The 13,083-nt window shown below is 73.2% G+C and carries 14 protein-coding genes and 2 tRNA genes; 5 read left to right on the plus strand and 11 right to left on the minus strand.

Going from position 1 to position 13,083, the window contains the following annotated elements:
• The first annotated feature begins 2 nt into the window (after nucleotides 1-2).
• The 4 genes from OIE69_RS26180 (at nucleotide 3) to OIE69_RS26195 (ending at nucleotide 3,124) form a co-directional block, all read left to right on the plus strand.
• Entirely contained in the window at nucleotides 3-1,772 is a 1,770-nt protein-coding gene (locus tag OIE69_RS26180; RefSeq protein WP_326576158.1) for an LCP family protein, read from the plus strand.
• 86 nt (nucleotides 1,773-1,858) lie between these two features.
• Nucleotides 1,859-2,293, plus strand: a complete 435-nt coding sequence (gene rsfS / locus OIE69_RS26185) for a ribosome silencing factor (protein ID WP_326576159.1) — start codon at nucleotides 1,859-1,861, stop codon at nucleotides 2,291-2,293.
• Nucleotides 2,290-2,943: a histidine phosphatase family protein gene (locus OIE69_RS26190; protein ID WP_326581418.1), complete on the plus strand. Its 654-nt coding sequence runs from the start codon at nucleotides 2,290-2,292 to the stop codon at nucleotides 2,941-2,943. Before rsfS ends, OIE69_RS26190 begins: the two co-directional genes overlap by 4 nt.
• 108 nt (nucleotides 2,944-3,051) lie before the next feature.
• A tRNA-Ala gene (locus tag OIE69_RS26195) sits at nucleotides 3,052-3,124 on the plus strand.
• 313 nt (nucleotides 3,125-3,437) lie between these two features.
• Here OIE69_RS26195 and OIE69_RS26200 read toward each other — a convergent pair.
• A complete protein-coding gene (locus OIE69_RS26200) occupies nucleotides 3,438-4,712 on the minus strand; it encodes a glycosyltransferase 87 family protein (protein ID WP_326576160.1) in 1,275 nt (424 codons plus the stop codon).
• A 148-nt stretch (nucleotides 4,713-4,860) separates the two neighbouring features.
• Here OIE69_RS26200 and OIE69_RS26205 point away from each other — a divergent pair.
• Nucleotides 4,861-4,933, plus strand: a tRNA-Ala gene (locus OIE69_RS26205).
• Nucleotides 4,934-5,006: 73 nt separating this feature from the next.
• Here the strand turns inward: OIE69_RS26205 and OIE69_RS26210 are convergent.
• The 10 genes from OIE69_RS26210 to OIE69_RS26255 are packed head-to-tail and all read right to left on the minus strand — an operon-like array spanning nucleotide 5,007 to nucleotide 13,074.
• The gene (locus OIE69_RS26210) at nucleotides 5,007-5,780 is read right to left on the minus strand and encodes a dienelactone hydrolase family protein (protein ID WP_326576161.1); all 774 of its coding nucleotides are present in this window, start codon (nucleotides 5,778-5,780) and stop codon (nucleotides 5,007-5,009) included.
• 28 nt (nucleotides 5,781-5,808) lie between these two features.
• A complete protein-coding gene (locus OIE69_RS26215; RefSeq protein ID WP_326576162.1) occupies nucleotides 5,809-6,171 on the minus strand; it encodes a DUF4873 domain-containing protein in 363 nt (120 codons plus the stop codon).
• Nucleotides 6,168-7,091: an AurF N-oxygenase family protein gene (locus tag OIE69_RS26220; RefSeq protein ID WP_326576163.1), complete on the minus strand. Its 924-nt coding sequence runs from the start codon at nucleotides 7,089-7,091 to the stop codon at nucleotides 6,168-6,170. Before OIE69_RS26220 ends, OIE69_RS26215 begins: the two co-directional genes overlap by 4 nt.
• Before the next feature lie 9 nt (nucleotides 7,092-7,100).
• Nucleotides 7,101-7,946, minus strand: a complete 846-nt coding sequence (locus OIE69_RS26225) for a HesA/MoeB/ThiF family protein (protein ID WP_326576164.1) — start codon at nucleotides 7,944-7,946, stop codon at nucleotides 7,101-7,103.
• Nucleotides 7,943-8,860: a hypothetical protein gene (locus OIE69_RS26230; protein WP_326576165.1), complete on the minus strand. Its 918-nt coding sequence runs from the start codon at nucleotides 8,858-8,860 to the stop codon at nucleotides 7,943-7,945. The genes OIE69_RS26225 and OIE69_RS26230 overlap by 4 nt, the downstream gene beginning before the upstream one ends.
• Nucleotides 8,861-8,887: 27 nt before the next feature.
• Nucleotides 8,888-10,171 carry an acyl-CoA dehydrogenase family protein gene (locus OIE69_RS26235; RefSeq protein ID WP_326576166.1) on the minus strand — a complete coding sequence of 428 codons (1,284 nt, stop codon included), beginning with the start codon at nucleotides 10,169-10,171 and terminating at the stop codon, nucleotides 8,888-8,890.
• Nucleotides 10,172-10,199: 28 nt separating this feature from the next.
• The gene (locus OIE69_RS26240) at nucleotides 10,200-10,556 is read right to left on the minus strand and encodes a hypothetical protein (RefSeq protein ID WP_326576167.1); all 357 of its coding nucleotides are present in this window, start codon (nucleotides 10,554-10,556) and stop codon (nucleotides 10,200-10,202) included.
• A gap of 33 nt (nucleotides 10,557-10,589) precedes the next feature.
• A complete protein-coding gene (locus tag OIE69_RS26245) occupies nucleotides 10,590-12,146 on the minus strand; it encodes a GMC family oxidoreductase (RefSeq protein WP_326576168.1) in 1,557 nt (518 codons plus the stop codon).
• Entirely contained in the window at nucleotides 12,143-12,814 is a 672-nt protein-coding gene (locus tag OIE69_RS26250) for an SGNH/GDSL hydrolase family protein (protein ID WP_326576169.1), read from the minus strand. Before OIE69_RS26250 ends, OIE69_RS26245 begins: the two co-directional genes overlap by 4 nt.
• Nucleotides 12,811-13,074 (minus strand): acyl carrier protein, encoded by a 264-nt coding sequence (locus tag OIE69_RS26255; protein WP_326576170.1) that lies wholly within the window; start codon nucleotides 13,072-13,074, stop codon nucleotides 12,811-12,813. The genes OIE69_RS26250 and OIE69_RS26255 overlap by 4 nt, the downstream gene beginning before the upstream one ends.
• Between the last annotated feature and the right edge of the window lie 9 nt (nucleotides 13,075-13,083).

Consider the following 13,083-nt stretch of genomic DNA (forward strand, 5'->3'; position numbering starts at 1 on the left):
CAGTGAACGACTACCCCCGATGGCAATACGCCGAGGGAACACCCGAGCAGGGCGGTCAGGACCCCTACGGAGAGGACCCCTACGCACAGCAGCAGGGCGACTACGCAAACGGCTACGGCGACGAGTACGGGCAGTACGACCCGTACGCCCAGCAGACCGGCCAGCAGCAGGCCTACCAGGGGCAGCAGCCCCAGCAGCAGGGTCAGCAGGGCTACACCGGCCAGCCGTACTACCCGCAGGAGCAGCAGCAGTACCAGCAGCCGCAGCCGCAGCAGTCTCAACAGCCCCAGCAGACACAGCAGTACCAGGGGTGGATCCCGCAGCAGCCGCAGTACCAGGAGCCGTACTACGAGGAGCAGCAGTACGGACAGCAGCCCCCGGCGCCGCCGCAGGCACCGGCCCCCCAGACACCGCAGCAGGCCCCTCCGGCCCAGCGGCGGCCCGCGTACGAGGAGCCGCCGGCCCGGCCCGCTCCCGCGCCCGGCCGCGGGCCTTCGGGTGAAGACGGCTTCCACACCGGCCAGTTCTCCTTCGTCGACGAGGAGACCGAGGAGTCGGAAGAGGTCATCGACTGGCTGAAGTTCACCGAGTCGCGCACCGAGCGCCGCGAGGAGGCCAGGCGCCGCGGCCGCAACCGCGTGGTCGCCGCGGTCGTCGTCCTGGCGCTGGCCGCCGTCGGTGGCGTCGGCTACCTGTGGAAGGCCGGCAAGATCCCCGGCCTCGGCGGGGACTCCGGGACCGCCCAGCAGGCCGCGGGCGGCCAGAAGCGCGACGTCATCGTGCTGCACCTGCGCCCGGTCGGCAGCGAGGAGACCTCGACCGCGCTGCTGGTCAGCAACTCGACCACCAAGAAGGGCACCACCGTCCTGCTGCCGAACTCGCTGGCCGTGAGCGGCGACGACGGCGGCAGCACCACGCTCGGGAAGTCCGTCGTGGAGAACGGTTCCGCCCCCACGCGTGAGGCGCTGGAAGGCCTGCTCGGCACCAAGATCAGCGGCACCTGGCGGCTGGACACCCCCTACCTGGACAACCTCGTCGAGTCCCTCGGCGGCGTCCTCGTCGACACCGACGCCACGGTGAAGGCCGGCAAGAAGAAGGGCGACAAGACCCTCGTCAAGCCCGGCAAGCAGCAGGAGCTCGGCGGCCAGGCCGCCGTCGCGTACGCCATCCACCGGGGGCCGGGCGAGGGGCCGGACAAGCAGCTCGCCCGCTTCGGGCAGGTCGTCCAGGCCGTGCTCAAGAAGATGTACAGCGACCCCGACCTGGCGACCAAGACCGTCGAGGGGCTCAACCAGGTCATCGAGCCGCCGCTGACGGAGAAGGACCTGGGCAGCAGTCTCGCGGCGCTGTCCGAGGAGGCCAAGGGCGGCGACTACACCACCGAGACGCTGCCGGTGGAGCCCGACGGCACGCTGAGCGAGAAGGCCACCGAGGACGTGGTGAAGAAGGTGCTCGGCGGCACCGTCACCAACACCGACTCCGAGGGCATCCCCCGGGTCACCCTGCGCAACGCCACCGGCGTCGCCACCAACACCGGCGAGGCCCAGGTGCAGATCGTCGGCGGCGGCTACACCTTCGTCTCCGGCGCCGCCGCGGACACCCAGGCCACCTCGCAGGTCCTGTACGCCGACGCCGACCAGAAGGCGAACGCGGAGGAGCTGGCCAAGACGCTGGGCCTGTCCGCCAAGGCCGCCAAGAAGGGCGACGTCGCCTCCAACGCCGACATCACGGTCGTCCTGGGCCAGGACTACAGCCCGCCGAAGAGGGTCTGACCTGGGCGGCGCATAACCGGTCGGGGACCGAGGACGGTCCGTGAGACCCTGGACGTACGAACGTCCCCGACCGGAAAGCCTCACCAGTGACCGCCACGGACCGCTCCATCGAGCTCATCCAGACCGCCGCGCAGGCGGCCGCCGACAAGCTCGCGCACGACATCATCGCCTACGACGTCAGCGACGTCCTCTCCATCACCGACGCGTTCCTGCTGGCCTCGGCGCCCAACGACCGCCAGGTGAAGGCCATCGTCGACGAGGTCGAGGAGCGGCTGCAGAACGAGCTCGGCGTCAAGCCGGTGCGCCGTGAGGGCGAGCGCGACGGCCGCTGGGTCCTGCTCGACTACATCGACATCGTGGTGCACGTCCAGCACTCGGAGGAGCGGGTCTTCTACGCGCTGGAGCGGCTGTGGAAGGACTGCCCCGAGCTCGAGCTGCCCAAGGACGCCGTCGCCACCCGCGGCAAGGCCGATGAGCACGCCCGCGCCACCGCGGCCGCCGACGAGGGAGAGCTGATCTGAACGGGCATGGGCGCGGTCGCGGCCGCCGCGTCGTCTTCTGGCGGCACGGCCAGACCTCGTGGAACGTGGAGGGCCGCTTCCAGGGCTCCACGGACATCCCGCTGACGTCCGCCGGCGTCGCCCAGGCCAAGCGGGCCGCACGGCTGCTGGCCGCCCTGGAACCGGACGCGATCGTCTCGTCCGACCTGCAGCGCGCCGCCGACACCGCCGCGGAGCTGGCCGCCGTCACGGGCCTGGACATCTCGTACGACGAGGGGCTGCGGGAGACCTACGCGGGTGTCTGGCAGGGCCTGACCCACGAGGAGATCACCCAGCGGTTCGGTGAGGAGTACGCGGCCTGGAAGCGCGGCGAGCCCGTGCGGCGCGGCGGCGGCGAGCTGGAGACCGAGGTCGCCGAACGGGCCGCCCCGGTGGTGCTCGCGGCGGCCGACAAGCTGCCCGACGGCGGTGTACTGGTGGTCGTCAGCCACGGCGGTGCCATCCGCACCACCATCGGCCGGCTGCTCGGGCTGGACCCGCGCAGCTGGGAGGCGCTCGGCGGGCTGTCCAACACCTGCTGGTCGGTCCTCGGCGAGGGCGCCCGCGGCTGGCGGCTGCTGGAGCACAACGCCGGCACCCTGCCCGAGCCGGTGCTCGGCGACGACGACTGACGGGTCCCGCGGGGCCGGGGCGGGGCCGGTCCGCGGCCGATTTCAGGAATCCGGCCCTGACCGGCTAAGCTTCTTCTCGTTCGCCGGGCGGAAAAGCCCGAGGACAGCGGGGCTATAGCTCAGTTGGTAGAGCGCTTGCATGGCATGCAAGAGGTCCGGGGTTCGAATCCCCGTAGCTCCACAGAAGCACCGGATCCCGTCTCCCCTCAGGGGAGGCGGGATCCTCGCGTTTCACCCGGCCGGTTCCGTGGCCGGCCCCTTTCGCCGTGAGCTCCGGCAGCGGCCACGCGTGCCGGGGCGGCCCACCGGCGGGCCGTCGGTTTCCGGCTCTCCTCGTCGGCCGGCCCGGCGGCGGGGGCAGGGCGAACCGGCCCTGCCGGCGGCCCTGTTCGGGGTGGCCCGCCGCCGGCCCGAGGACCGCCTCGGGCACGCCGTCCCCCAACCCGCCGCCGACTCGTGCGCGCGGCCGCCATGGCGCAGGACCCGGGCACCGCTCAGACGGGTGCCGTGGCGCGGTCCCCGCGCCCGCGCCACGCGGCGGCCGCCGCGAGGCACAGGAACGCCGCCCCGGCGGCCGGGTAGACCGCGGACAAGGCCATCTGGGGCGCCGACTGGTGGAGTTCGGGACGCGCGACCCCGTCCCCGTGCGGCGTGAGCCACAGCGCGTACGAGCAGAAGAGCAGGCCGAACAGCGCGGCGCCGCCCCACCGCAGCGCGGGCCGGCGGCCGCGCGGTGCACGTCCGCAGAGGAACACGAGCAGCGGGACGGCCCACACCCAGTGGTGCGACCACGAGACCGGGCTGACGAGGAGGCCCGTCACCGCGCAGGACAGCACCGCCCAGGCGTGCTCCCCGGAGGCCAGGTGTGCCGCGGCGACGGCCAGGCCCGCGGCGGCCACGAGGACGGCCACGAGGAGCCACGGGCCGCCCGGGTCGCCGGTGTGCAGGGCGCGGGCGAGGACGCCCCGCAGTGACTGGTTGGCGGTGTCCTCCCCGTTGCCGGCGCGGTCGGCGGAGAAGACGACCCCGGTCCAGAACCGCCTTGAGTCATGCGGCAGTACGAGCGCGGAAAGGCCCGCGGTCGCGGCGAAGGTGACGAAGGCCACGGCCGCCTGCCGCAGCCACGCGTTCCACCGCTCGCGCCGGCGCCAGGCGGCCACCGCCCCGCCGATCGCCAGGAAGAGCACGAACAGCAGCGGGGTCAGCTTGATCCCCGCGGCGATGCCGATGCCGATCCCCGCCGTTCGGCTCCTGCGCCGGGTGAGGTCCCACAGCACCAGGACCGCGAGCAGCAGGTTGATCTGCCCGTACCGCAGTGTCGTCCACACCGGCTCGCACCACACGGCCGCCGCGGCCACTCCGAGCGCGGCCGCCGCCGGCGGGAGCCGCCGCGGAAGTCCGGCCAGCCGGAGCGACAGATGGCAGAGCGCCACCAGCAGGCCCAGGTTGAGCAGGGTCGCCGCGACCCGGCAGGCGCCGGTGCCCAGCAGCGTCAGCGGCGTGAAGAGCAGCGCCGCGAACGGCGGGTAGGTGTTGGGCAGCTGCGCGTGGGTGACGCGCATCGCGTAGAGGTCCCCGCCGTTGCGCACCGTCCAGCCCTCGGCCCGGTAGACGGTGAGGTCGATCATCGAGACGTGCGCGGCCCGTTGGGCGGCCCAGAAGGCCGCGAAGGAGACCAGGCAGACGAGTGCCGCGACGAGGGTGGCCCGCCGTACCGGCAGGCCCCGGGGCGCGTTCCCGGCGGCGGCCCTGGGCTGTGTCGCGGTCACTGCGGGCTGCTCCAGTCTCGGTCGGGGAGGGGTCAGCCGACAGTACCGGTCGCCCTGTCGGGGCGGCCAGGAACGGATTTGGCGAAGGGCCCCCATGGCCGTGTAATGTATGGCAGGTCGCCGGGGGAACCCGGGAGAACGACATCGCGGGGCTATAGCTCAGTTGGTAGAGCGCTTGCATGGCATGCAAGAGGTCCGGGGTTCGAATCCCCGTAGCTCCACTTCCACAATGTGACGGGAGCCCGTCCGATCGCCTCGATCGGACGGGCTCTTGGCGTTCCGCGGCGGCCGCCTTCAGCCGGCCGCCGCGCGCCCGGCGAAGGCCAGCACCCTGCGCCAGGCGTCGGCCGAGGCCTCGGCGTGGTCGCCCTGCTTCGCGTCGAAGAAGCTGTGCGGGGCGTCCGGGTAGGTGACCACCTCGTGCTCGACCCCCGCCTCGGCGAGGGCGCGCTCGAAGGCGTGGACGTGCTCCCGCGGGATGCCGGGGTCGTCCCCCGCCATCAGCGCGAGCACCGGGGCGGTCAGCTCGCCCGCTCGCTGGGTGGGCCCGGGGGAGCCGTCCGGTCCGGGGGCGGGCCAGCAGTAGAAGCCCACGGTCCCGGCGAGGCCGTGGCCCGCCCTCTTCGTGCCCGCGAGGACGGCCAGGCGGCCCCCGATGCAGAAGCCCGCGGTGACGATCCGGTGCCGCCCGCCTCCCTCGGGGGAGCGCAGGTGCGCCACCGCCGCGGAGAGGTCGTCGTACAGGCCGCGCGGGGTGAGCCGCACCATGTGCTCGTCCACCGGGAAGTCCGGGCCCCGCTCGCCGGCCCCGGCGGTGCGGCCGTAGTAGTCCACGACCACGGCGTGGTGGCCGTGCTCGGCGAAGCGCCGGGCCAGCTCGATGTAGAAGCGGTAGAGCCCGCGTACATCGGGCAGGATGACGACGCCGAGCCCGGAGGGGTGCTCCGGTACGGCCTCGAAGGCGGCGAAGCGGGTTCCGTCCCGCGCGGTGAGCGTGATCCGGTGGTCCCGGGCGAGGGCCTGCGGCCCGTGGGGCACCGGAGGCGCGGAGTCGGCGTCGAAGCACATGGTGCGGCTCCCTGGGGGTTCTCGCGGGTCAGTTCTCGAGGCCGGGCGTGGCCATGGCGGTGAACGGGGGCGTGCTCGTGCCCTCGACCCGCAGCCGCTGCCACAGGTCGGGGTCGGAGAGCTCGCCCTCGGCCCGGCCGTGCGGGGTGCACACGGTGACGGGGACCGGCCGGCGGGCGGCCAGCGCGGACAGCCGCGCGTCGGGGGCCAGCCGGCCGTACCAGTGGTAGCGGCCGTCGAGGGGCTGGAAGTAGCCGGTCAGCCGGACCTCGACGTCGAGGGCATGGCCGGCCACCAGCAGGGTGGCCGGTCCGGCGTAGCCGTCCTCGTCGTGGCCGTGGCCGTGGCCGTGGCCGTGGCCGTGGTCGGGCTCGGGGCCGTGGGCGGTCACGACAGCCAGCCGGCCTCGCGCCAGACCTTCTCCGTCGGACCGCCGATCAGCCCGATCTGCCGGTAGTACGCGGCGATCCGCTGACCCCCGTACTTCGCGTTCTCGATGTTGTTGGGGTTGGCGCGGGCCGCCGCGATCGCGGTCTTCGGATCGAGCCCGGCACGCTGGTACATCAGCGGGTTGTAGCGGTCCTTGCGCATGCCCGCCACGATCCCCGCGAGCAGTCGGCGCAGCGCGCCGAGCCGGGCCCTGGACAGGGTGGGCACAAACCGTTCGAGCTCGGTGCGGGCGAAGGAGATGTGCCGGGCCTCCTCCACGACGTGGATGCGGGCGACCGCGCGCACGACGGGCTGGATGGTCTCGTCGTTGGCCTGCTCGCGCTGGAAGCGGTCGAAGAACTCCTCGGTGAGCAGGATCAGCGCCCACAGCGCCGGCACCGGCGCGAAGGTCTTGAGCAGCAGCCCGCTGCGGAGGGTCTTCGGCGGCGTCGGGTAGATCTCGGCCCCGGTCTTCTCCACCAGCCTGGCGAACATGATCATGTGGCGGACCTCGTCGGCGACCTCGGTCAGCGCGAACTGCACCTGCGGGGTCGACACGTCGCGCTTGTAGACGTACCGGGAGACCAGGTGGAGCAGGACGTGCTCGGTCCACACCCCGACGGCGACCGAGGCGGCCAGCTCCTCGCGGCTGAGCAGCATCTTCTGCTCGGCGCCGAGTGAGTCCCACAGCTCGGTGCCGTAGAGCGAGCAGCGCTTCTCCGCGAGGAACCACTTGCCCTCGGCGAGCGGCGCGTCCCAGTCGATGTCCACCAGGGGGTCGTACGAGTGCCGGGCGGACGCGACGAGCAGCTGGGCCGCCTTCTTCGTCTGGCGGGCGACCGGATCGGCCTTGGGATCGGGCTTGAGCAGTTCGGACGTCATCTCTTCCTCCTAGGACTGCGGTCGGACGATCTGGTGGACGTCCAGCGACAGCGCCTCGCGGACGGGACGGCCGGCCAGCACCTCGACGACGTAACGGGCCGTCAGGACGCCGAAGAGCAGCGAGGTGTAGACCAGCTGCGGAACGCTGTAGTCCGGTTCGTCGCGGTGGGCGCGTATGTCGGCCAGCAGGTCCTCGGGCACCAGCTCGCGCGGCACGATCCGCAGCAGCAGCTCCCACACCGACTCGGTGGCGACCTGCTCCGCGGTGACCTCGCCGGCCAGTGGCGGCAGCCCGGGGCGGTAGTCGTAGTAGCGGATGTGCTGGGTCCCGGACATGTCGTAGCCGGAGACGACGGGACGGCCCTGGGCCGCCGCCTCGGCGTGCAGGGCGTACTTGGCGCGCCAGCCCGCCGGGGTGGTCACGTCGACGCCGTCGACGACGATGTCGCAACTGCCCAGCAGTGCCTTGACGTTCTCCGGCCGGATGCCCTCAGGGCGCACCTCGGCGACCGCGTGCGGGTTGACCGCGCGGACGCGCTCGGCGGCCACTTCGGCCTTGTTGCGGCCGATGTCGGAGTGCGCGGCGTGCTGCCGGTTGAGGTTGTTCAGCTCGTACGCGCCGGGCTCGGCGAGTACGAAGTGCTGGACGCCCAGCCGGGTCAGCGGGTCGACGGTCGCGCCACCCGTCGACCCGCAGCCCGCGACGAGCACGACGGCCGTGCGCAGCGCCCGCTGCGCGGCGTCCGGGATCAGGCCGCGGTTGCGCTCGGTGAACGCGGCGTAGAACGTGTCGGGGGCGCCGCCCGCCCCCGCGCCGCCGGCGGGGCCGGGGACGGTCGTGTGGATGCCGGTCATACGTGAACCCTCCGCAGGCGGCCGCCGACGGACTCCACCAGGCCCTTGAGGGCGTCGAGCGGATTGCGGTCGGTCAGGGCGCGGTCGATGTCTCGGATCAGTCGCTGCAGTTCCTCGCCGTGCGGAGCCCGCGCCACGAAGGGCTTCACGACCTCGCGTTGCGTGTAGAGCGGGAACATCAGGTCGTCGGCGGGCAGCGAGGGCCGGGTGCCCTCCAGCACCGTGATGTCCTTCAGGCTGCGCAGCAGCCGGCGGATCGCGATGCCCTCCTCGCCGTCGCCCACGAGCACCTCGGGGGCCGGCTCGATCCGGCCGAGCGCGGTGTGGAAGCCGAGCATCAGCTCCAGCGCCAGACGCAGCCGCGCGTAGGCGCTGGAACGATTCTGCTCGGCGCGGTGCACCAGCCGCTTGACCTCCCAGACGCGGCTGGTGTCGAGGTCCCCGTCGCACTCCACGTGCTCGAAGAGGTTGACCCCGTGGGCGACCTCGCACGGGAAGAGCGCCCGCGCGGGATCCTTGAGGCCCAGCGGCACCGGGTCGGTCGAGCCGACCAGCGAGAGGTAGCGAAGGATCGCGCCGCTCGCCCCGTCGAGGGCGAGCACGTGGATCTCGTTGCCGTGGCCCGCGTGCGGTTCGGTCACCAGGGAGCGCCGGAAGGCGAGATCCGCGCTGGCGAACCTCAGGCGCAGGTACTGGGCGAGCCGGAAGCCGTAGATGCCGTGGCGGTACGGCTCCGGCAGCCCGTCGTTGCGCACGGCGAGGACGGTCGGGCCGCCGGGCCGTTCGCAGTGGTACAGGAGGCTCTCCGCGGGCACCTGGGCGGCGAGCCCCGTGAAACTGGTCAGGCTGTGCACCATCTGCACCTCGGCCGCGTAGACGTCGGTGCTGCGGGCCCGTTCGAGTGTCTGCTCCATCCGATGGCTCCCTCGCCGGATCGTGGTTCAGGCGCGGTGGCCGTAGAGCGCGCCGGTGACGGCCAGCGCGAGGACCTCGGGGGTGCCCTCGTAGATGCGGGCCCCGAAGGACTCGCGGACGAACTTCTCGACGTCGTACTCCCGGCAGTAGCCGCGGGCGCCGAGCATCGACATGGCCTCCTCGGCCACCTCTATGGCGATCCGGTCCGCGTAGAGCTTGGCGGCGGCCGGGCCGTAGGTGGGGGCCGGCAGCATGTTGTCGGCCTGGTGCGCGGCCTGGAGGTACAGCAGCCGGGCGGCGTCGATCTTCACGGACATCCCGGCGAGCTTCCGCGCGCTGAACTGGTGCCGGTACAGCGGCACCCCGGCCTGGACGCGCTCCCCGCACCACTGCCTGGCGATCTCGAACGCGCCCCGGGCGACACCGGTGGAGATCGCGGCGACGGTGGCGCGGGCCTGGTTGGACTGCATGGTGAGGAAGTTCCAGCCGTTGCCCTCGCCGTGCACCACGTTCGCGGCGGGCACACGGACGTCCTCGAAGACCAGGGTGGTGCCGAGGCAGGCGCGGTAGCCCATCTTGTCCGCGACCGGGCCGCGGGTCACGCCCTCGCTGTCCAGCGGGACGACGAAGGTGGTCAGGCCGTCCGCCCCGGGATGCCCCTCGAGGTTGGCGAAGACGGTGCACCACTGCGCGACCCTGCCGTTGGTGATGAACCGCTTGACGCCGTTGAGGACGTAGCCGTCGCCCTCCCGGCGGGCGGTCGTCACCTCCTGCGCGTGCGGGGAGTTCTCCGGGATGAGCAGGTCGCAGCCGGCCACCTCCTCGGTGATGGCGTTGCAGGCGAGCACCGGCTCGGCGCCGAGGAACCCGGGGATGAACCGGGCCTGGAGGGCGGGGTCGCCGGAGGCGAGCACGCTGCTCTGGCCCAGCAGCGAGGCGCCGAAGACCAGCGCGGTGCTCGCGCAGACGGCGGCAAGCTCCTCCAGGGCGACGGCGACACCGAGCACCCCCACACCGCGGCCGCCGAACTCCTCGGGCAGCGTCATCCGCAACAGCCCCAGCTCGTGGCCCTTGCGGACGATCTCCCAGTCGAAGTCGTCGTGCGGCGCGAGGTCGTTGTCGAGCACGCGGGGCTTGACGACGGTGCGCGCGAACTCGCGGACCTCGTCGCGCAGCCGTTCCACCTCGGGCGGCAGCGTGAACAGGGAGGGCATGGCGGCCGCGCTGAGGGCGGCGGTGTCGGACAGGGTCGGCGCATTGGTGACGGTGCCGGTGCTGACGGCGGCGGTCATGGCGGTCATGCCTTTCATGGGTGTCGTCGTACGGTCGTCGGACGCGTCAGGAACGGGGCCGGGCGGACAGCTCGGCGTACGTGGCGCCCACGGCCGGCAGCAGGTCGGTCAGCTGCCGGACCCGGGCGACCGGGCCCTTGATGGCCAGCCGGCGCTCCACCACGGCGTTCATCAGCGGCAGCCGGCCGCTCCAGATCTCGTGGGCGGTGTCCTGCCCCATCTCGAAGCGCAGGGTGGGCGGGAAGGGCGGCTCGCCCGCGACCACGCCGTCGGAGGAGACGAAGACGGCGGTGCCGGGCTCGGGCGGGACGAAGTACAGCGAGAGCCCGCGGTCCTTCAGTCGTGCGGTGAAGTCGTCGTCGGCGAGCAGGGCGCCGAACAGCGTCCGGTGGTCCACGGTCATGGCGGAGGGGCCTTTCGGTTCGTCGGGCTCGGATCAGGTGGCGCGCAGCAGGTCGGCCGCGCGCTCGGCGAGCATCACGGTCGGCGCGTGGGTGTGCGCGCGGGGGATGACGGGAAGTGCGCCGGCATCGACGACGCGCAGTCCCGCCGTCCCCCGCACGCGGAACCGGGGATCCACGACCGACGCCTCGTCCGCCCCCATGCGGCAGGTGCCCACGGGGTGGTAGAGCGTCTGCGCGTGGCGGCGCACGAGGGCGGCCACGGCGTCGGCGGAATCGTCCAGGACCCCGGCGACCAGCGGCTGTCCGAGCCACGGCGCCAGCGGTTCCCGGCGGAGGATGTCCTGGGCCCGGCGGACGCCCGCGGTCAGCGTGGCCAGGTCGGCCCCGCCCGGGTCGGTCAGGTAGCCGGGGTCGATCAGGGGTGCGGCCGCCGGGTCCGCGGACCGCAGCGTGATCCGGCCGCGGCTCTCGGGCTGCAGCAGGACGACGCCGAGCGTCACCCCGTGTCCGGGGTCGCCGCGCCCGTGGTCGAGGAACGGCACCGGCATCCAGAGCAGTTCGACGTCCGGTGGCGCGGGCCGCTCGTCGGTGCGCAGCCAGACCACGGCCTCGGCGAGGTTGGAGCTCAGCTTCCCGGTGCGGTGGCGGAAGTACTGCATCACGTCCTCGCCCTGGTCGCCGATGCCCGGCGAGACCGGCTCGCGGGCGGCCAGCGCGAGCGGCGCGAAGAGGTGGTCGCTCAGCCCCCGGCCCACCGCCGGCAGTTCCACGGCGACCGGGATGCCGTGCGCGCGCAGCTCCTTCGGGTTGCCGACGCCGGACAGCATGAGCAGGTGCGGGCTGCCCACCGCGCCCGCTGCGAGGATCACCTCGCGGGCCGCCGCCACCGTCCGTACGCCCTCCGGGGTGGCGACCTCGACGCCGGCCGCGCGGGTGCCGTCGAGCACGACCCGCCGGGCGTGCCCCGCGGTGAGCACGGTCAGGTTCTCCCGGCCGAGGGCGGGGCGCAGATAGGCGTCGGCGGTGCTCCAGCGGCGGCCGTTGCGCTGGGTGACGCGGATCGGCCCGCAGCCCTCGGGCGCCGTCCACTCGGTGCCGCCCATCGGGGGGACGCCCGCCTTGGCGCAGGCGGCGAGGAAGTCGGCGGTGGTCGGGTTGGGGTCGCGCAGGTGCCGGACGCCCAGCGTCTCCTCGGCCTTGCGGAAGTACGGCTCCACCTCGGCGAAACCCCAGCCGGTGAGGCCGGCGGCGACCCAGCCGTCGTAGTCCGCGCGGTGACCGCGCGTCCAGATCTGGGCGTTGAGCGAGGAGGAGCCGCCCAGGGTCCTGCCCCGCGGCCAGTAGACCTCGCGGCCGCCCAGGGCCGGCTGGGGGGCGGTGGAGAAGGCCCAGTCGTACTCCGTGCCGAACAGCTTGGGGAACGCGGCCGGGATGCTGATCTCCGCTCTGCGGTCGGGTCCGCCCGCCTCGACGAGGACGACCCGCACCGAGGGGTCCTCGCTGAGCCGCGCGGCGAGGACGCAGCCGGCCGAGCCGGCGCCGACCACGACGTAGTCGGCGCCGGCGACCGAGGCGGTGGGCCCGGTCACGCGATGTCCTGCGCGAGGTTGCGGATGATCTCGGACGCGAGCACCGCGTGCCCGTGCATCGAGAAGTGGATCCCGTCCCCGCTCATCAGCGTGGGCTCGTTCCGGACCGGATGCCGCTCCATCTCCACGACGGTGGCGTCGTAGCGGCCGGCCACGGCCCTGATCCGCTCGTTGAGCGCGGTGATCCTGGCGCGGAACTCCACCAGTTCGGGGAAGGCGTCGAAGATGTCGGCGACCGTGAAGGCGAAGATGTGCGCCTTCTGCTCGCGCAGTGCCCGGTAGACGGCGTCGAGATCGGCCTCGACGGCGTCCAGGTCGGGCTCCGGCACGAAGAGGTCGTTGCCGCCGGAGGCGACGTTCACCAGGTCGGGTCGGAACGCCAGCACCCGCTCCAGCTGGGTCCGGCGGACCTGGGCGGTGCGCAGCCCCGTCTCACCGGTGTTGAGGTACTCCAGGCCGGACCGGGTGGCCCGCAGGGCGCCCGCCACCCGCTCGGGCCAGGGCACGTCGGCGTAGCCGGGGCAGGGGCCGCCCACGCCCTCGGCGAAGCTGTCGCCCATCACGGCGAACCGCTGCCAGGGCGCCGGGCGCAGCAGCTCCGCCGCCTCGTCCGCCGGGAGGCAGTGCCGGTCGGCGCCTTCCTTCGCCGGGGTCACGGCGGCGCTCACGCGGCGTCGATGGGGGTGGCGAGGGCCTGCACGACCAGGTCCTCGACGTCCTGGACGGTGGTGATGTCCGGTACCGTCCCCTGGCTCATGGAGCTGAGGCCGAAGGCGGACTCGATCTGCAGCGACAGCTCGATCACGGCGAGGGAGTCGTAGCCGAGGTCCTCCACCAGGAGGTCGGCGGGGGCGACGTCCCGCTTGCCGCTCGGGCTCATCTCGCCGACGATCTCGCGGACCCTGGCGCGCGTGTTCTCGTTGGACATGACGGACTC

The organism is Actinacidiphila glaucinigra (assembly GCF_035918135.1).
In the GTDB taxonomy this organism is placed as follows: domain Bacteria; phylum Actinomycetota; class Actinomycetes; order Streptomycetales; family Streptomycetaceae; genus Actinacidiphila; species Actinacidiphila glaucinigra.